Origin of the sequence: Klebsiella sp. 10982 (genome assembly GCF_048589245.1) — a bacterium.
Classification (GTDB): Bacteria; Pseudomonadota; Gammaproteobacteria; order Enterobacterales; family Enterobacteriaceae; genus Klebsiella; species Klebsiella quasivariicola.
In genome coordinates this window covers 162,924-182,493 of the sequence record NZ_JBMAXV010000005.1, presented here as the reverse complement: position 1 = coordinate 182,493, position 19,570 = coordinate 162,924, and the positions used below count along the sequence as shown (strand labels likewise).

13 protein-coding genes are annotated in these 19,570 nt (G+C 60.1%); 5 read left to right on the top strand and 8 right to left on the bottom strand.

Annotation, left to right across the window (positions count from 1 at the left end):
- Positions 1–151 precede the first annotated feature (151 nt).
- Both bioA and ACKLKD_RS06555 read left to right on the top strand, forming a co-directional pair.
- The gene (gene bioA / locus ACKLKD_RS06560) at positions 152–1,441 is read left to right on the top strand and encodes an adenosylmethionine--8-amino-7-oxononanoate transaminase (RefSeq protein WP_025714212.1); all 1,290 of its coding nucleotides are present in this window, start codon (positions 152–154) and stop codon (positions 1,439–1,441) included.
- Positions 1,442–1,511: 70 nt separating this feature from the next.
- A complete protein-coding gene (locus ACKLKD_RS06555) occupies positions 1,512–1,988 on the top strand; it encodes a kinase inhibitor (protein ID WP_008805732.1) in 477 nt (158 codons plus the stop codon).
- Positions 1,989–2,086: 98 nt separating this feature from the next.
- Here the strand turns inward: ACKLKD_RS06555 and ACKLKD_RS06550 are convergent, their stop codons facing one another.
- The 6 genes from ACKLKD_RS06550 to hutI all read right to left on the bottom strand — a co-directional run bounded on the left by ACKLKD_RS06550 (position 2,087) and on the right by hutI (position 9,977).
- The gene (locus tag ACKLKD_RS06550) at positions 2,087–3,469 is read right to left on the bottom strand and encodes an amino acid permease (protein WP_025711762.1); all 1,383 of its coding nucleotides are present in this window, start codon (positions 3,467–3,469) and stop codon (positions 2,087–2,089) included.
- 98 nt (positions 3,470–3,567) lie between these two features.
- Positions 3,568–5,094 (bottom strand): histidine ammonia-lyase, encoded by a 1,527-nt coding sequence (gene hutH / locus ACKLKD_RS06545; RefSeq protein ID WP_080897262.1) that lies wholly within the window; start codon positions 5,092–5,094, stop codon positions 3,568–3,570.
- On the bottom strand, positions 5,091–6,779 hold the full coding sequence (gene hutU, locus ACKLKD_RS06540) for a urocanate hydratase (RefSeq protein ID WP_080897263.1): 1,689 nt from the start codon (positions 6,777–6,779) through the stop codon (positions 5,091–5,093). The genes hutH and hutU overlap by 4 nt, the downstream gene beginning before the upstream one ends.
- A 142-nt stretch (positions 6,780–6,921) precedes the next feature.
- On the bottom strand, positions 6,922–7,647 hold the full coding sequence (locus ACKLKD_RS06535) for a histidine utilization repressor (RefSeq protein WP_060876137.1): 726 nt from the start codon (positions 7,645–7,647) through the stop codon (positions 6,922–6,924).
- A 57-nt stretch (positions 7,648–7,704) separates the two neighbouring features.
- Entirely contained in the window at positions 7,705–8,661 is a 957-nt protein-coding gene (hutG, locus tag ACKLKD_RS06530) for a formimidoylglutamase (protein ID WP_025711766.1), read from the bottom strand.
- The gene (gene hutI / locus ACKLKD_RS06525; RefSeq protein ID WP_165931826.1) at positions 8,658–9,977 is read right to left on the bottom strand and encodes an imidazolonepropionase; all 1,320 of its coding nucleotides are present in this window, start codon (positions 9,975–9,977) and stop codon (positions 8,658–8,660) included. The genes hutG and hutI overlap by 4 nt, the downstream gene beginning before the upstream one ends.
- A gap of 154 nt (positions 9,978–10,131) precedes the next feature.
- Here hutI and ACKLKD_RS06520 point away from each other — a divergent pair, with 154 nt between their 5' ends.
- Positions 10,132–11,415, top strand: a complete 1,284-nt coding sequence (locus tag ACKLKD_RS06520) for a putative acyl-CoA thioester hydrolase (protein ID WP_025711769.1) — start codon at positions 10,132–10,134, stop codon at positions 11,413–11,415.
- A 273-nt stretch (positions 11,416–11,688) separates the two neighbouring features.
- Here the strand turns inward: ACKLKD_RS06520 and ACKLKD_RS06515 are convergent, their stop codons facing one another.
- Together ACKLKD_RS06515 and ACKLKD_RS06510 are read right to left on the bottom strand one after the other, a co-directional pair.
- Complete coding sequence (locus tag ACKLKD_RS06515; protein ID WP_025711770.1) at positions 11,689–14,376, bottom strand: cation-transporting P-type ATPase; 2,688 nt, start codon at positions 14,374–14,376, stop codon at positions 11,689–11,691.
- 42 nt (positions 14,377–14,418) lie between these two features.
- A complete protein-coding gene (locus ACKLKD_RS06510) occupies positions 14,419–14,850 on the bottom strand; it encodes a universal stress protein (protein ID WP_025711771.1) in 432 nt (143 codons plus the stop codon).
- 533 nt (positions 14,851–15,383) lie between these two features.
- On the opposite strand from ACKLKD_RS06510, the gene ACKLKD_RS06505 reads away from it, so the two are divergent.
- Positions 15,384–16,469, top strand: coding sequence for an efflux RND transporter periplasmic adaptor subunit (locus ACKLKD_RS06505; RefSeq protein ID WP_025711772.1), 1,086 nt, complete (start codon positions 15,384–15,386; stop codon positions 16,467–16,469).
- Entirely contained in the window at positions 16,470–19,535 is a 3,066-nt protein-coding gene (locus ACKLKD_RS06500) for an efflux RND transporter permease subunit (RefSeq protein ID WP_025711773.1), read from the top strand. It begins immediately after the preceding gene.
- The last annotated feature ends 35 nt before the right edge of the window (positions 19,536–19,570 follow it).

The window sequence follows — 19,570 nt, the reverse complement described above, 5'->3', positions numbered from 1 at the left end:
GCACCCCAGTCACATAGTGAACTATGCTCCTGGGGATGTTCTCGCTTGCCGCCTCGATGCTGCGCGAAATATTTTGTGTACGTTTCATTGTAAGTAAGTTCAGTGTAGACTTGTAAACCTAAATGTTTTCAAAATGGTTTACAAGTCGCTTATGACACTGGACGATCTCACCTTCGATCGGCGCCACATCTGGCACCCCTACACCTCTATGACTTCCCCCCTGCCGGTCTACCCGGTGGTTTCCGCCCACGGTTGCGAGCTGTCCCTCGCCGGCGGCGAACAGCTGATTGACGGTATGTCCTCCTGGTGGGCGGCGATCCACGGTTACAATCACCCGCGCCTGAATGCGGCGATGAAAGCGCAGATCGACCAGATGTCGCACGTGATGTTCGGCGGGATCACCCATCCGTCGGCGGTGGCGCTGTGCCGCCAGCTGGTGGCGATGACCCCGCCATCGCTGGAGTGCGTTTTCCTCGCCGATTCCGGTTCGGTGGCGGTAGAGGTGGCGATGAAAATGGCGCTGCAGTACTGGCAGGCGAAAGGCCAGCCGCGCCGTCGATTCCTGACCTTCCGCAACGGCTATCACGGTGACACGTTCGGCGCGATGTCGGTCTGCGATCCGCAGAACTCGATGCACAGCCTGTGGCAGGGCTACCTGCCGGATAACCTGTTTGCCCCCGCGCCGCAAAGCCGCTTCGATGGCGAGTGGGATGAGCTGGATATGGTGCCGTTTGCCCGCCTGATGGCCGCGCATCGCCACGACATCGCCGCGGTGATCCTCGAACCGGTAGTCCAGGGCGCGGGCGGCATGCGCATGTACCACCCGGAGTGGCTGAAGCGAGTGCGTAAAATGTGCGACCGGGAAGGGATTTTGCTGATCGCCGATGAGATTGCCACCGGCTTTGGCCGTACCGGCAAACTGTTCGCCTGCGAGCATGCCGGTATCTCCGCCGATATTCTGTGTCTGGGTAAAGCGCTGACCGGCGGCACCATGACCCTTTCCGCCGCCATCACCACCCGCGAGGTGGCAGAAACCATCAGCAATGGCGAAGCCGGCTGCTTTATGCACGGCCCCACCTTTATGGGCAATGCGCTGGCCTGCGCGGTGGCCAGCGAAAGCCTGCGCCTGCTGGAGAGCGGCGAATGGCAACAGCAGGTGGCGGCGATTGAAGCCCAGCTGAAGGCCGAGCTGGCGCCGGCGCGCGAGTCAGAATGGGTCGCCGACGTGCGCGTACTGGGCGCGATTGGCGTGGTTGAAACCCGGCATCCGGTGAACATGGCCGCCCTGCAGCGCTTTTTCGTCGAACAGGGGGTGTGGATCCGCCCGTTTGGCCGCCTGATCTACCTGATGCCGCCGTACATCATTACGCCCGGGCAGCTGACCCGCCTGACCCGTGCGGTCAACCTGGCCGTGCAGGACGAAACATTTTTTAGCGAATAAATAGCGGAATTGCGTCGTCGGGAAGGCTACACTTCTTTGTTAATCAGCGCATTATCAATGAGGATGAAGCATGAAACTGATCAGTCACGATCTCCAGGACGGCGGCAAACTGCCTAACCGTCACGTCTTCAACGGCATGGGCTACGATGGCGATAATATTTCACCGCACCTGATGTGGGACGACGTCCCCGCCGGAACTAAAAGCTTTGTGGTGACCTGCTACGATCCGGATGCGCCGACCGGCTCCGGCTGGTGGCACTGGGTGGTGGCTAACCTGCCTGCTGATACCCGCGTCCTGCCGCAGGGGGCCGGCTCCGGTCAGGCGGAGCTGCCGGAAGAGGCCGTTCAGACCCGCACCGATTTTGGTAAAGCGGGATACGGCGGCGCGGCGCCGCCAAAGGGCGAAACCCACCGCTACATTTTTACCGTCCACGCCCTGGATATCGATAAGATTGATGTCGATGCCGAGGCCAGCGGCGCGATGGTCGGCTTTAATGTCCATTTCCATTCGCTCGCCAGCGCTTCCATCACCGCCCTGTTCAGTTAATCTTCCCCCGGATAGCGGCTTGCGCCTTATCCGGGCTACTCGCTATGGTCAGTGCCATTTGTAGCCCCGGTAAGCGCAGCGCCACCGGGGGAGTTGCTTTACTGTTCGGTGACCACCTGCAGCGCGGTTTTACGCACCCGCGCATACCACACCACCGTCAGCAGCCCCAGCCAGACCAACCCGGCGATCAGCGCCATCCGCGTCTCGGCAAACATTCCCAGCACGGCGATGACCAGCCCCATAAACAGCAGCGTTAACAGCGGCGCCACCGGCCAGAACGGGATGGGGAATTCGATCTTACTGCGCTCTTCGGCCGACAATCCCCGGCGCATAGCGAAATGGGACAACAGGATCATCAGCCACACCCACACCGTGGCGAATGCCGCCAGCGAGGCAATTAGCACAAATACCTGCTCAGGGATCAGATAGTTCAGCACTACCGCCGCCAGCAGGGCGCTGCCCATGACCACCACCGTCATCCAGGGTACGCCGTTGCTGGCGATGCGCTGGAAGCTTTTCGGCGCCAGCCCCTCTTTCGACATCCCGTACATCATGCGCCCGGCGCCAAAAATATCGCTGTTAATCGCCGAGATACTGGCGCTGATCACAATGATATTGAGAATAGTCGCCGCCGCCGGGATCCCCAGGCCGTCGAAAATCAGCACAAACGGACTCCCCTGCTCGCCAAAGCTGTTCCACGGGAAAATCGCCATCAGCACCGCCAGGGTGCAGACGTAGAACAGAATAATCCGCAGCGGAATGGTATTGATGGCCTGCGGGATCACCTTCCGGGGATCTTTCGCTTCCGCGGCGGTGACGCCGATAATCTCCACCCCGCCGAAGGCGAACATCACGATACCGAGCGAGGCGATGACGCCCTGCCAGCCGTTAGGGGCAAAGCCGCCGTGGCTCCACAGGTTTTCCAGCCCGGTGGCCGGGAAGCTGTGGCCAAAGCCAAAGAAGATGATCCCCGCCCCCGCCAGCATCATGGCGATAATCGCCACCACCTTCACCAGCGACAGCCAGAACTCCATCTCACCGAACACCCGCACGTTGCACAGGTTCATGGCGCCGATAAAGAAGATGATGCTGAGGATCCAAATCCAGCGCGGTACATCGGGGTACCACAATCCCATATAGATACCGAATGCGGTGACGTCGGCCAGCGCCACGATCACCATTTCAAAGGTATAGGTCCAGCCGGTAATAAACCCGGCCAGCGGCCCGAGATACTGACGGGCGTAGCTGCCGAAGGAACCAGAAACCGGGTTGCGCACCGCCATCTCGCCCAGCGCGCGCATAACGATAAACACCGCCGCGCCACCGATGAGATAGGCCAGCAGTACCGCCGGACCCGCCGCCTTAATGGCGGATGCCGAACCGTAAAACAGCCCGGTGCCGATCGCGGAACCGAGCGCAATAAACCGAATGTGTCGGGCATTGAGCCCGCGCAGCAGATGTGGCTTGTGTTGTTGTTGCATATACAGGTGTCCTGATTTTTTTATATGACGACAAATATGCGATGTAGGGCGGTCGGGGGAATGACGTCCCCCGACGCGGGTACAGAGAACAACGGTGATTAATGCAGTACGGCAGGCAGCAGACGCGTCAGGTGACGGGCCGCCAGAAGCGCAATGGCGTTATCGATATCCGGGGCGAAGTAGCGATCCTGCGTATAGTGCGGCACGCGTTCGCGCAGCAGATGACGCGCCTCTTCCAGCAGCGGACTGGTGGTCAGCCCTTCGCGCATATCCAGCCCCTGCGCCGCCGCCAGCCACTCGACGGCCAGCACCCCACGGGTGTTTTCCGCCATCGCCCACAGGCGACGACCGGCAGCCGGCGCCATCGAGACGTGGTCTTCCTGGTTCGCGGAAGTTGGCAGGCTGTCAACGCTATGCGGGTGCGACAGCGCTTTGTTTTCACTGGCTAACGCCGCCGCCGTGACCTGGGCGATCATAAAGCCGGAGTTGACGCCGCCATTTTTGACGAGGAACGGCGGCAGCTGCGACATATGGCTGTCCATCATCAGCGCGATACGGCGCTCGGAGAGTGAGCCGATTTCCGCGATCGCCAGCGCGATATTATCCGCCGCCATCGCTACCGGTTCGGCATGGAAGTTACCGCCGGAGATGACGTCATTTTCAGCGGCAAAGACCAGCGGGTTATCGGAGACCGCATTCGCTTCGGCTAACAGTACTTCCGCCGCCTGGCGGATCTGCGTCAGGCAGGCGCCCATCACCTGCGGCTGACAGCGCAGAGAGTACGGATCCTGCACCTTGGCGCAGTTATGGTGCGACTGCGAAATCGCGCTGTCATCGGTCAACAGGTGGCGATACAGCGCCGCCGCATCAATCTGGCCACGCTGGCCGCGTACCTCATGAATACGCGCATCGAACGGACGACGCGAACCCAGCGCCGCTTCGGTGGTTAACGCCCCGCAAACGACCGCGGAGGCGAACAGATCTTCGGCTTCGAACAGGCCGCGCAGCGCAAAAGCCGTCGACGCCTGGGTGCCGTTCAGCAGCGCCAGACCTTCTTTCGCCGCCAGGGTAATCGGCTCCAGCCCCACCTGACGCAGCGCGTCCGTCGCCGGCAGCCATTCGCCGCCGCGTACCCGCGCTTTGCCTTCGCCCAGCAGCGTCAGCGACATATGCGCCAGCGGCGCGAGGTCGCCGGAGGCGCCGACGGAACCTTTCGCCGGGATCCACGGCGTCACGCCGGCATTGACCAGGCCAATCAGCGCCTGGATCACGCTCAAGCGGATCCCGGAGAAGCCGCGGGACAGGCTGTTAATCTTCAGCACCATAATCAGGCGCGCCAGGTCATCGTCCAGCGGCTCGCCAACGCCCGCCGCATGGGATAACACCAGCGAACGCTGCAGATTCTCCAGATCTTCCGTCGAGATACGGGTCTGGGCCAGCAGGCCAAAACCGGTGTTAATACCGTAGGCGGTCCGCCCTTCGGCAAGGATGGCGTTAACGCAGGCCACGCTCTCATCGATTGCCGCAAACGCGCTGCTATCGAGGGTGATGTTCAGCGGGTGGCTGTAAACTTCGCGGAGCTGCGACAGGCTCAGTTGCCCCGGAATGAGCGTTAAAGATTTCATTTAGCGTTCCCCTGCGTTGCCGCAACCATCGGAAGATTCAGACCCTGTTCCGCCGCACATTCAATGGCGATATCGTAACCCGCATCGGCATGACGCATCACGCCGGTCGCCGGGTCGTTATGCAGGACGCGAGCGATACGCGCCGCCGCTTCATCGGTACCATCACAGACGATAACCATCCCGGAGTGCTGCGAGAAGCCCATGCCTACGCCGCCGCCGTGGTGCAACGACACCCAGGTCGCGCCGCTGGCGGTGTTAAGCAGGGCGTTGAGCAGCGGCCAGTCGGATACCGCATCCGAGCCGTCGCGCATGGCCTCGGTTTCGCGGTTCGGGCTGGCGACGGAGCCGGAATCAAGGTGATCGCGGCCAATGACGATCGGCGCGGAGACTTCGCCGCTACGCACCATTTCGTTAAAGGCCAGCCCCAGCTTCTGCCGCCACTCCAGACCGACCCAGCAGATACGCGCCGGCAGTCCCTGGAAGCTGATGCGCTCGCGCGCCATATCCAGCCAGTGGTGCAGATGCTGATCATCTTTAATGATCTCTTTCACTTTCGCGTCGGTTTTGTAGATATCCTGCGGATCGCCGGACAGCGCCACCCAACGGAACGGGCCGATACCGCGGCAGAACAGCGGGCGGATATACGCCGGCACGAAGCCCGGGAAATCGAAGGCGTTGCTGACGCCCATTTCCTGCGCCATCTGGCGGATGTTGTTGCCGTAGTCGAAGGTTGGTACGCCCATTTCATTAAAGGCCAGCATCGCCTGAACGTGGTCGGCCATCGAGCGTTTGGCCGCCAGAATAGTGCCCTGCGGATCGGATTCGGCTTTCTGCTGATACTCTTCCCAGCTCCAGCCTTTCGGCAGATAGCCGTGCAGCGGGTCGTGGGCGCTGGTCTGGTCGGTGACCATATCCGGGCGCACGCCGCGTTTCACCAGTTCCGGAACGATATCCGCGGCGTTGCCGCACAGCGCGATGGAGATAGCGCGGCCTTCGGCGGTATATTTTTTGATGCGCGCCAGGGCGTCATCCAGAGAAGTGGCCTGTTCATCCACGTAGCGGGTACGCAGACGGAAATCGATGCGGCTCTGCTGACATTCAATGTTCAGCGAGCAGGCGCCGGCCAGCGTCGCGGCCAGCGGCTGCGCGCCGCCCATACCGCCCAGACCGGCAGTTAACACCCAGCGGCCTTTCAGGTTGCCCTGATAGTGCTGGCGACCCGCTTCGACGAAGGTTTCGTAGGTGCCCTGTACGATGCCCTGGCTACCGATGTAGATCCAGCTGCCGGCGGTCATTTGGCCGTACATCGCCAGCCCTTTGGCATCCAGTTCGTTGAAGTGTTCCCAGGTGGCCCAGTGCGGAACCAGGTTGGAGTTAGCGATCAGCACGCGCGGCGAGTTTTCATGCGTTTTAAAGACGCCGACCGGTTTACCGGACTGCACCAGCAGGGTCTCATCGCTTTCCAGGTTTTTCAGCGCCTTCACGATAGCGTCATAGCATTCCCAGTTGCGCGCAGCGCGACCAATACCGCCATAGACCACCAGCTCATGCGGGTTTTCGGCGACATCGGGATCGAGGTTATTCATTAACATACGCAGCGGCGCTTCGGTCAACCAGCTCCTGGCGGTCAGCGTCGTGCCTCTCGGGGCTCGGACGTCCAGCTGGCGATATTTGCTTTGCGACATCGGGGTTTCTCCTGACAATGAACGTTGTTTACGTAGATACATATACTTGTCTATACAAGCATGTGCAAGCCAGGATTTAACAGAAATGATACAATTTTGTTATATTGCGTCAGCAATCACGTTTTGCTGACGCCAGTGTGGATCAGGAGCCAAAGCGGCCCTGCAGACGATAACGGCTACCGGGGAACAGCAGGCGCGCGTGGGAGACGATGTGAGTTGTCGACCAGGTGCGGCGACGGATCAGCAGGCACGGATCGTGGGCGTGAATATGCAGCAGGGCACACTCTTCCGCCGTGGCCTGCACCGCTTCAACAATATGTTCACCTTCGGTTAACGGCGCGATCAGCGACAGATAATCATGCGGCGTGGTGGCGGTGTAGTCCTGATGCAGATAGTCCGGTACCACCGCGGCATTCACACAGCGATCTTCGATTTGCACCGGGACGTCGTTTTCGTAATGCACCATCAGCGAGTGAAAGATACGGGTACCTTCCGCGACGCTGAGCGCCGTCGCCTGAATATGATCCGCCCGGGTCTCCTCCAGCAGGAGCACCTCACAGCGGTGCTGATGGTGACGGGCAACAATTTCCGCCGCAATGCTGCGCACTTCAAACAGCGCCGACTGCCCTTTCGGCTCGGCGACAAAGGTTCCCACCCCTTGCAACCTGACCAGCAGGCCTTCATCCGTCAGCTCGCGCAGCGCGCGGTTGATGGTCATGCGGCTGAAGCCGAACTGCGCCACCAGCTCGGCTTCCGAAGGGATACGGTCATGTGGTCGCCAGACGCCGCTGTGGATCTTTTCACCGATAGCCTGCTTCACCTTCTCATAAAAAGGCGCGGGCGCGGAACGGGGTTGCTGTGAAAACATAGCCTGGCTTTCCTTTTGCAAAATGGGCGGCGAAGTCCCCAGAATATACCGGAATGGCTACTGCCACCAATGGGCGATTTGCCATGCCAGACGGGCCGCCGCGCGGGCGCCCTGTCCGTCGATGTCAAACTGCGGATTAAACTCGACCAAATCCACCGCCTGTAGCTTACCGCTGCGGCACAACGGCTCAACGATCCGCAGCAGGGTCGCCAGCGGCACCCCCAGCGCCGCCGGGGCCGACACCGCCGGCATTTCACGCGCCGGCAGCACGTCGAGATCGATGGTCAGATACAGACGGTCGAATTGCGCGATATTGCGCTCAAGCTCCGGCAACACGCAGGTTTCGAAGGCCGCCAGCACCTGCAGATCCTCAACGATAGCCACCTGGCGGCGCGCCGCTTCATCCCACAGCGCCTGGGTATTCGCCGCCCGGCTCACGCCGATGCAGGTATAGTGAAAACCTCGCTGCTGCGCCTCGCACTCCAGCGCCAGCTGGCGGAACGGCGTCCCGGAGCTGGCGCATTCGGCAAAGCGTAAATCCAGATGCGCGTCGAGATTAATAATGCCCACATTTTCGCCCGGGAAGGCATCCAGTACCCCAGCGCCGTGGCCGAAGGCCGTCTCGTGGCCGCCGCCCAGCACCAGCGTGCGTTTGCCGGCGCGTTGACAGGCGGCCACCGCCTCGCGCAGCGCCTGATGCGCGGCTTCTAACTGTTCACCGTCGACGCTAATCGTGCCCATATCCACGCAGCGGTCATGGCCCTGATGGCTGGCCATATTGGCCAACGCCCGGCGCAGCGTTTCCGGACCATGTCCGGCGCCGGTACGCCCTTTATTACGCCGGACGCCTTCGTCGCAGGCGAAGCCGAGCAGCGCGATATCACCGGACATCTCCTGCGGCGCGAAGCGTTCCGCGCGGGCGATGGTCTGGAACAGGCGCAGCGCATTGGGCGCTTCCGCGCTATCATCACGCCCCTGCCAGAGACTGGCGGGCGTAGCTTGCCACAGCATCATTGCCGTTCTCCTCGTACCACGCGTCCCCAGAGCGGCGCGCGCCCCGGCTCATACACCATCTCGACCGGATGCTCGGCATCCCAGATGGCAAAGTTAGCCACAAAGCCCGCCGCCAGCTGACCATGGCTGTTCTGCCGCCCCAGCGCCCGCGCGGCATGGCGAGTCACCCCGGCCCAGGCCTCCTCCGGCGTTAAACCAAACTTGACGCAGGCCATGTTCATCGCCAGATGCAGGCTGGCGAAGGGGCTGGTGCCGGGGTTGAAATCGGTCGCCACCGCCATCGGCACCTGGTACTTGCGCAGCAGTTCCACCGGCGGTTTGCGGGTTTCATTAAGGAAGTAAAACGCGCCGGGGAGCAGGGCTGCCACGGTGCCGCTTTCGCGCATCGCAGCCACGCCCTCTTCCGTCAGATACTCGATGTGGTCGGCGGAAAGCCCATGATAGCGGCTCACCAGCTGCGCGCCGCCCAGCGACGAGAGTTGCTCAACGTGGCCTTTTACCGGAATGCCCAGCGCCTGCGCGGCCTGAAAGACGCGCTCGGTTTGCTGTGGGCTGAAGCCAACGTTTTCGCAAAAGACGTCAACGCTTTCAAACAGTCCCTCCTGCCACAGCGTCGGCAGTATGGTCTCGCAGACCAGCGAGATATAGCCATCGGCGTCGCCATGATATTCCGGCGGCGTGGCATGGGCGGAGAGCAGCGTCGCCGACAGTTCCACGCCATTATGATTGGCCAGCTGGCGGGCGACCCGCAGCATTTTGCGTTCGTTTTGCAGATCGAGACCGTAGCCTGATTTAATCTCCAGGGTGGTCACCCCTTCACGCAGCAGGCGAGCAAGACGCGGCTGCGCCAGCGCCAGTAGTTCAGCTTCGCTGCTGTCGCGCGTGGCGCGCACGGTGGAGTTAATGCCGCCGCCGTTGGCGCTGATGGTTTGATAGGAGACGCCGTTCAGCCGCTGCTCCCACTCCTGGGCCCGGCTGCCGCCAAAGATCAGGTGAGTGTGGCAGTCGATTAAACCCGGCGTTACCAGCCGGCCGTCGAGATCGATACTGCGCCCGCTGGGGGCGTCAGCATCAGCGACGACCGCCTCAATGCGGCCGTTACGCACCAGCAGCGCGTGGCGCTCCAGCAGGCCGTACGGTTGGGAAGAATCAGGGTTCAGAGTGGCGAGACGCGCGTTTCGCCAGATAACGCGTTCAGAGGTGGCTTCAGTCATAGCGCTTAACTTGTCATGGGTTGTATAGACATTTATTTTCATAACGCCGATAAAGTCAACAATAGCGCAGGGAAATGTTATTTTTTTGTGACTGCAGACCATCCGGCAGGACTACGCGTTGCGTAAAGACGGTAAGTTTTTCCGCACATGTCTTCCCGTTTCGTTCAAGTTAGTATAAAACAGCAGGTTTTAAAGGACTTATACCCTGGCGTCTCAGCCGGGGTATTTCACTACGCTTAATTTTGCCCGGAGCAACATGAACACATATTCCGTTTCCCGCCTGGCGCTGGCGCTGGCCTTCGGCGTGACGCTGTCCGCCTGTAGCTCGACGCCTGCCGATCAACAGCCCTCAACGCAGACTGCACCGGGCACCAGCGCGCGTCCCATTCTGAACGCCGAAGAAGCGAAAAACTTCACGCCGGCGGCCTATTTCCAGTCGCTGGATCCCAACGCCGCCGCCTGGACGCCGTCTGCCATCAGCCTGCCGGCGCAGCCTGACTTTATCGTCGGCCCCGCGGGAACCCAGGGCGTGACCCATACCACCATTCAGGCGGCGGTGGATGCGGCGATTGCCCGTCACTCGAACCGTCGTCTGTATATCGCGATTATGCCGGGCGAGTACCCGGGCACCGTCTACGTTCCGGCGGCGCCGGGCGCCCTGACCCTGTATGGTACCGGCGACAAGCCAATTGACGTGAAAATCAGCGAAGCGATTGATTCCGAGATGGATCGCAACACCTGGCGCCGTCTGGTCAATCCAGGCGGCAAATATATGCCGGGTAAACCGGCATGGTATATGTTCGACAGCTGCCAAAGTAAATCCGCGGCGACCGTCGGCGTGATGTGTTCCGCGGTCTTCTGGTCACAGAATAATGGTCTGCAGCTGCAGAACCTGACTATCGCTAATAACCTCGGCGACAGCGTGGACGCCGGCACTCACCAGGCCGTGGCGCTGCGCAGCGATGGCGACCAGGTGCAGATCAATAAGGTCAATATTCTTGGCCGTCAGAATACCTTCTTTGTGACCAACAGCAGCGTGCAGAACCGTCTGCAGGACAACCGCCAGACCCGCACGCTGGTGACCAACAGCTACATTGAAGGCGATGTGGATATCGTTTCCGGCCGCGGCGCGGTGGTGTTTGATAATACCGACTTCCGCGTGGTGAACTCGCGCACCCAGAAAGAGGCCTACGTCTTCGCGCCGGCCACCCTGAAAAGCGTGACCTACGGCTTCCTGGCGACCAACAGCCGCTTCACCGCCTCCGGCGATAACGTCGCGCAATTAGGCCGCGCGCTGGACGTCGATGGCAACAGCAATGGCCAGGTGGTGATCCGCGACAGCGCCATCAATGAAGGCTTTAATATTGCCCAGCCGTGGGCGGCGGCGGTAGGATCCGGCCGTCCGTTCAACGGCAACACCGGCAGCGCCGATGACAAAGGCAATCTGCAGCGCAACCTCAACGACAACGGCTTCAACCGCATGTGGGAGTACAACAACCGCGGCGTGGGAAGCACGGTGGTCGCCGAGCCGAAACAGTAAAGCACAACAAGCGTGAACCATAATAAAAGAGAGGGCGATGCCCTCTCTCAGACTGCTGACAACGTGCAATCTTCAGGAATTGCCCGGCGGCGCTGCGCTTGCGCGGGCCTACAGCTAATTGCATAACGGTTTGATACTGAAGTCTTTCGCAGGCCGGGTAAGGCGAATGCCGCCACCCGGCAGAAATGCGAGCACAATGACGAAACAGGTTTGTCGTCAGCCAGAGAGGGGGCGATGCCCCCTCTTTTCTTTTTCGTTCAGCGCTTCACGCCGTCAGGCGGAACGCCATTTGCGGGTCAGCGGCTTTTCCAGTTCGACGATCAGGAACATGGCGAAACCGATGATAAAGGTGATCACCCAGTAGCGGAACGGCAGTCCGGTGGTGCCGAACAGCATCTGCATAAACGGCGCATAGATAATCAGCAGCTGCAGGACCAGCAGCACACCGCTAACCACCCAGATCCCTTTGTTGGCCAGCAGACCTTTGGTTAACGAGAAGCCATCCGACACGCGGCAGTTCAGCATATAGAACCACTGGGCGGTGACCAGGGTCTGCAGCAGCACGGTCCGGATAAACTCTGGCGAATAGCCGCGCGGCTGCAGCCAGGCCTCGAGAATAAAGGCGCTGACCGCAATCATCGATCCCACAAACGCCACGCGCCAGATGGCAAAGCCGTCCATCACGTGCAGTTTGGGGTCGCGCGGTGGTCGTCGCATGATATTTTTCTCGCCGGCTTCAAACGCCAGGCCAAACGACAGCGTGGCCGAGGTGGCCATGTTCATCCACAGGATCAGCACCGGCGTCAGCGGCAGCACGTTGCCCGCCAGCAGCGCGATCACGATCAGTAACCCCTGGGCAAGGTTGGTCGGCATGACGAAGAGAATGGTTTTCTTCAGGTTGTCATACACCCGACGCCCCTCGCGGACCGCGCTGGCGATGGTGGCGAAGTTATCATCGGTCAGCACCATATCGGCGGCTTCCTTGGTCACCTCGGTCCCCTTGATCCCCATCGCCACGCCGACATCAGCCTGCTTCAGCGCCGGGGCATCGTTCACCCCATCGCCGGTCATCCCGACAATCTCTTTCTTGCTCTGCAGGGCCTGCACCAGGCGGAACTTATCTTCCGGGCTGGTGCGGGCGAAGATATCAAACTGCTGCGCGGCCACACTCAGCTGCGCGTCGTCCATCACCTCCAGCTCGCGCCCGGTAATGGCATTTCCCGCATTGCCAATCCCCAGCATCTTGCCGATGCTCATCGCCGTTTGCGGGTGGTCGCCGGTGATCATTTTCACGCGGATCCCGGCCTGCAGGCAGTCGGCAATCGCCGTGATGGCCTCCGGCCGCGGCGGATCCATCATCCCGGCGACCCCTAGCAAAATCACCCCTTGCTGCAGATCCTGATGGGTCAGTTCGGTCTGGCCTGCGGCAGCTGGCTTCCAGGCCGCGGCCACCATCCGTAGCCCTTCCCGGGCGTACTCTTCAATTTTGCCTTCCCAGTACGGCAGATCCAGCGGCTGCAATCCGCTGTCGCTTTGCTGATACTGGCACAGGCGGAACAGGACATCCGGCGCGCCGGTAACCAGCACCACCTCCTCTTCACCCAGCCGGTAGAGAGTCGACATGTATTTATATTGCGAATCAAAAGGAATTTTACTGCGCAGTTCGCTGGTCAGCGGCGGCAGAGTGACCTTCGCCGCCAGCACCTTCAGCGCCCCTTCGGTCGGGCCACCGGTGATTTTCCACAGTCCGCTCTCCTCTTTAATAAGCTGGCTGTCGTTACACAGATCGATGGTGCGCAGATAGCGCTCGAACAGCGAGCCAGGCGCGATCGTGACCGGCGTCGGGTCGTCAATGGCGTGGATCTTACCGACCGGCTCATAGCTGTCCCCTTCCACCCGATAGACGCTGTCCGCGGTGATCACCGCCTTCACCGTCATTTCGTTCATGGTCAGGGTCCCGGTTTTATCCGAGCAGATCACCGTCATCGCGCCGAGGGTTTCCACCGTCGGCAGCTTGCGGATAATCGCCTTCTGGCGGGCCATCGCCTGCACGCCGAGCGACAGAATAATCGAGATAATCGCCGGCAATCCTTCCGGAACCGACGCCACCGCGAGGCTGATCAGCGACAGCATCAGTTCAGAAACCGGCATATCGCGGAACAGCAGACTAAAGACGAACAGCGCCGCCATCATCACCAGAATGAGGATAAAGATGGCTTTGCCCAGCTTGTCCATTTGTACCAGCAGCGGCGTGCGGTGTTTCTCAATGCCCGCCATCATCTGGTTGATGTGGCCCAGCTCGGTGTCGCCGCCGGTGGCCACTACAATGCCTTTCCCCGCGCCGGAGCTGACGGTGGTCCCGGAAAACAACAGGTTGCTGCGATCGCCGAGCGGTAAATCGCCGCTTAGCGGCTCGGTGGTTTTCTCCACCACCGTCGACTCGCCGGTGAGAATGGCCTCTTCCACCCGCAGGTTGTGCGCCTCAGTCACGCGTAAATCGGCGGGGATACGGTCGCCGGCGCGGATCACCACGATATCGCCGGGTACCAGCGAGGTGGTGGGGATGGTTTCATGGTTGCCCTGGCGGATCACCACCGCCTCGCTGGACAGCATATTGCGGATACTCTGCAGCGATTTTTCCGCATTACTCTCCTGAATGAAGCCGATCAGCGCATTGACCACCGCTACCGCGAGGATCACCGACATGTCGATCCAGTGGCCCATCACCGCCTTCAGCAACGCCGCTGCCAGCAGGACGTAGATCAGCACATCGTTAAAATGCACAATAAAACGCAGCCAGGCGGGTTTACCCGGCTTCTGCGGCAGGGCGTTTTCGCCATACTGCTGCAGGCGCGTGGCCGCTTCTGCTCCACTAATCCCCTCCGGCGTACTCTGCACGCTGGCGAGCGTCTCCTCAACGGAGCGCTGATAGTAGGGCGCGCCCGGTTTATCTGTATTCATACTCTCTCCCTCGATTTCTGAAGCGGAAGTCAGGACCCGTCATCAGCGGACAACGAACACCGGGACATGGGCATAGCGCACGATATTTGCCGCTTCAGAGCCGAGCAGGTGCGTCTGGATCCCCGGATTGCGCGAGCCGACAATCACTACATCCGCTTTCAGCTCATCGGCCAGGGTGATCACTTGATCGCGAATATTGCCACTACGCACATAAAGATGGCTGGCGTCTTCCGCAAGGCCATTTTTCTTCACCAGCTCATTCAGTTTTTCCTTAGCGGTATTAAGCAAATGCTCCTCCATCTTTCGGGCGTCCGAGATAAATCCGCGGGTTAATACAGGAGAAAAGGCAGGAATAACATGGACAAGATGAATTTGCCCGGCGGAGTGCTGAGCAAGGAATTTCGCATGAGAGAGCGCTTTGTCAGCCAGGCCTGCATCAAACACGTCAACGGGAACAACGATATTTTTATACATGAGATAATCCTTTTATTACCAATACAATGCGTAGTGATGAATAGCCCCATACGTGGGGAGGAACGAAATCTCAACAACAGAAGCGGCGAGCGGAATAGATGTTATTAAACGTAGCACAGGAAAATTAACAGTAGAAAATGACGGATTAATAGACTGAAAAATATTATAAAAGCCCGCGAATGCCCGCAGATCTCCTGCCCTCCCCCCCTTGACGTCAACAGCGACGCGGTATTCTCTTTTTTAACACTTCATATTTTCTCCGACTATGCTGATTACTAGCAGGAGTGCCGCACCGAATATCCGACGGTGACACATTGCGCCGGACGAAATCACATTCGCGGTTCGGGTGGGAGTGAAGGGAGAACATTATGTTTGGTTATAGCCTGTTACGTCTGGGATTGTTTGTCGCGCTGGCCATTGTTGCCTGCACGCTGGTGGGACTATTCACTTATCTGGTTGTCGCCGCCCTCGCAGAATAAGCGTGCGTCACGGAATAAAAACGTAAAATAAATCCTGAGTCTGAGGGGAATACTGTGAACCGTTATTTTTCTCTCATCCCGGTTGTTATTTTATTAACAACCGCTTGCGATCAAAAAGCACCTTCCGTTGAGTCTGCCCCACGCATGGTTAAGGTGGCGCAAGTCACCGCCGTGGGCAACACCCAGCAGCGAACGTTTCCGGCACGCATTGAGTCTGGCGACGCCACCGAGCTGTCGTTTAAGCGGGGCGGCCAGGTGGAATCGCTGGATATTCGTCAGGGCGCCACCATCACCGAGGGACAAACGCTGGCGCGTCTGAATGCCCGCGAGGCCCAGCAGCGGGTCAATGAGCGACAAACGGCGGCCACCCTCGCCCAGCGTCAGTTCGACCGCTTCCAGACTTTGGCCGGGCGCCAGGCGATCTCCCAGGCGGAGATGGACGTGCAGCGCGCCAATCGCGATGCCGCCAACGCGGCCTTAAAAATCGCCCGTGAAGAGCTGGCGCAAATGAGCCTCACCGCGCCCTTCGGCGGGATTGCCGCCGGCGTGCATATCCGTAATCATCAGGTGGTCGCTGCCGGTCAGCCGGTGATCACCCTGACGCGCACCGACCTGCTGGACGTGGTTTTCAGTATTCCGGAAAATCTGTTCACCTCGCTGGATATCCGCAATACCGCCTACCGCCCCGTCGTCAGGATCAATACTCTGCCGGGCCGTGAGTTTACCGCGGAATACAAAGAGCATACCGGCAGCAGCGATATCAGCACCCTCACCTGGCAGATCATTTTAACCATGCCGCGGCCGGATGACTTTCCCACCGTCGGCGGGGTCAGCGGCACCGTGACGGTCAATCTCGGCAATTTACCGGTCAGCGCCGGACGGGATGCCCTTGTGGTACCGGTGGAGGCGGTGTTTAACCCCGATAACCGACCGAAGAATGAACCGGTTGTCTGGGTGGTAAAAGGCGACAACGCACATCAATACCTTGAAGAGCGCAGGGTCACGGTCGGGGAAGTGACCTCGCAGGGCGTGACGATCACCGAAGGACTCCGCGCGGGTGAACACGTGGTGGCGGCGGGGGTAAGTGAACTCCACGACCGGCAGCCGGTGCGGATCTGGACGCGTGAACGAGGATTATAGATGGACATTTCCCGTCAGTTTATTAACAACCCGACCCGCGTCTGGTTAGCCATTTTGCTGTTGGGGGTGGGTGGCCTGTTCGCCCTGCTCAATATCGGCCGCCTGGAAGATCCGGCCTTCACCATCAAAATGGCAGTGATCGTCACCCATTACCCGGGCGCGTCTGCCCAGCAGGTGGAGGAAGAGGTGACCCTGCCGCTGGAAAACGCTATCCAGCAGCTTCCCTCGCTGGATAACGTCAGCTCCATCTCGTCGAATGGCTTATCGCAAATTACGGTGAATATCGCCTCGCAGTACCATTCCAGCGAACTGCCGCAAATCTGGGATGAGCTGCGCCGCCGCGTCGGGGACGCCAGCCGGCTTTTTCCCCCGGGGGTGGTGCCCCCTTTCGTCAACGATGACTTTGGCGATGTGTTTGGCTTTTTTTTCGCTATCTCGGGCGACAGTTTCACCAACCCCGAGCTGGTGCGCTATGCCGAGCAGCTGCGCCGGGAGCTGGTTCTGGTACCGGGGGTCGGTAAAGTCGCCCTTGGCGGCGCTATCTCGCCGCAGATCAATGTGGATATCTCGCTGGCGAAAATGGCAGCGCGCGGGATCACCCTTAACCAGCTTGCCGCTATCCTGGCCCGGCTCAATGTGGTCTCCAGCGCCGGGGAGATCCGCGCCGGCAGCGAATCGATCCGTCTCCACCCCACCGGGGAGTTTCAGAACCTCGATGAACTGGGGGATCTGCTGGTCAGCCCGCATGGCGCCAGCGCCACCACCCGACTGCGGGATATTGCCACGCTGTCGCGCGGGCTGAGCGACTCGCCCGCCAGTATCTATCATGCCAAAGGCCGCCAGGCGGTGACCATGGGGGTCTCGTTTATCCCTGGCGTTAACGTCATTGACGTGGGGCATGCCCTCGAAGCCCGACTTCAGCAGATGTCGGCCGATAAACCAGCGGGTATCGACATCGCCATTTTTTACGATCAGGCGGCAGAGGTCGCCCACTCGGTCAATGGCTTTATTATCAACTTCCTGATGGCCCTGGCGATTGTCGTCGGCGTGCTGCTGGTATTTATGGGGGTGCGCAGCGGGATCATTATTGCATTGTCGCTGGCGCTCAACGTCCTCGGCACCCTGCTTATCATGTACATCTGGGGGATCGAGCTACAGCGGATCTCCCTCGGGGCGCTGATCATCGCCCTGAGTATGCTGGTGGACAACGCCATTGTGATTGTCGAAGGGGTGCTGATCGCCCGCCAGCAAGGCTCGCCGCTGCTGGGTGCGATTAACTATGTGATCCGCCGCTCCGCCCTGCCGCTGCTCGGCGCGACGATCATCGCCATCCTCGCCTTCGCGCCGATTGGCCTCTCGCAGGACTCCACCGGGGAGTATTGTAAATCCCTGTTCCAGGTGCTGCTGATCTCCCTGATGCTGAGCTGGTTTTCCGCGCTGACCATCACCCCGGTGCTCATTAAGTGGTGGTTGTTTAAAAACGCCCCGCCGGCCGCCATCGCGGAGGAAAAAGCCGATCCCTACCGCGGCCGCTTCTATCGCGGCTATCAGCAGACGCTGCGAATACTGCTGCAGCAAAAGACCCTGACGCTGGTGCTGATGGGCGCGCTGTTAGCCGGGGCAATCTGGGGCTTCACCTTCGTCCGGCAGAATTTCTTTCCGTCATCGAATACGCCCATTTTCTTTGTCGACCTGTGGCTGCCCTACGGGACCGATATTAATGCCACCGAGCAGATGACCCGCGATATTGAGCGGTCGATCGCCAGCCAGCCGGGGGTGGTCACCACCGTCTCCACCATCGGCCAGGGCAGTATGCGTTTTATTCTTACCTACAGCGGACAGCGGCAATATAGCAACTACGCGCAGATCATGGTGCGGATGGACGACCAGCGCAGTATCGCCCCGGTCACCCGCCATGTGGAAACCTGGATCGCCAGGAACTACCCGCAGGTGAACGCCAGCACCAAACGCATTATGTTCGGCCCTTCCGGCGATAGCGCGATTGAAGTGCGCATTAAGGGCCCCGACCCGGATACGCTGCGCATGCTGGCCAGCCAGGTGGGCGACATTCTCGCCGCGGATCCGGCGACCGACAGTGTGCGTAACGACTGGCAGAACCGTAGCAAGGTGATCCGCCCGCAGTACTCCCCGGCGCTGGGGCGCGAGCTGGGGGTGGATAAACAGGATATTGATAACGCGCTGGAGATGAATTTCTCCGGGAGTCGCGCCGGGTTATATCGTGAAGGGGCCGATCTGCTGCCAGTGATCGTCCGGCCGCCGCAAGCGGAGCGGCAGGATGCCAACCACCTGAATAATGTGCTGGTCTGGAGCCAAAGCCGCCAGCAGTATATCCCGCTGAGTAACGTCATCAATGGCTTCTCGCTCGAGTGGGAGGACCCGTTGATCCTTCGCCGGGATCGCACCCGGGTGCTCACGGTGCAGACCGATCCCAGCCCGCAAAGCGGCCAAACCTCGGGTGATATCCTCGCCCGGGTGAAACCGCGCATTGATGCGCTGCCGCTGCCGCACGGCTACCGCATTGAATGGGGTGGCGATGCCGAAAATTCCAGTGAAGCGCAGCAAGGGCTGTTCACGACCCTGCCGCTCGGCTATCTGGTGATGTTTATCATTACAGTGCTGATGTTCAGTTCGCTGAAAAACGCCGTCGCCATCTGGCTGACCGTCCCGCTGGCGCTGATCGGCGTTACGCCCGGGTTTTTGCTCACCGGCATTCCGTTTGGCTTTATGGCGTTAATCGGCTTGCTCAGCCTCAGCGGTATGCTGATCCGCAACGGCATTGTGCTGGTGGAAGAGATAGAGCAACAGAAACAGGAGAAAGATCAACGACAAGCTATTATTGATGCGGCAACCTCGCGTCTGCGGCCCATCCTGCTGACCGCCTTCACCACCGTGCTTGGCCTTGCCCCGCTGTTGCGCGATGTCTTTTTCCAGAGTATGGCGGTGGTGATTATGTTCGGGCTGGCCTTTGCCACCGTACTGACGCTGCTGGTTCTGCCGGTGATTTACGCTTGCTTCCACCATAAGGATATGACGCCTCAACGATGAACAGTACCGGTCTGAGCATTATCAAGACATTAGGC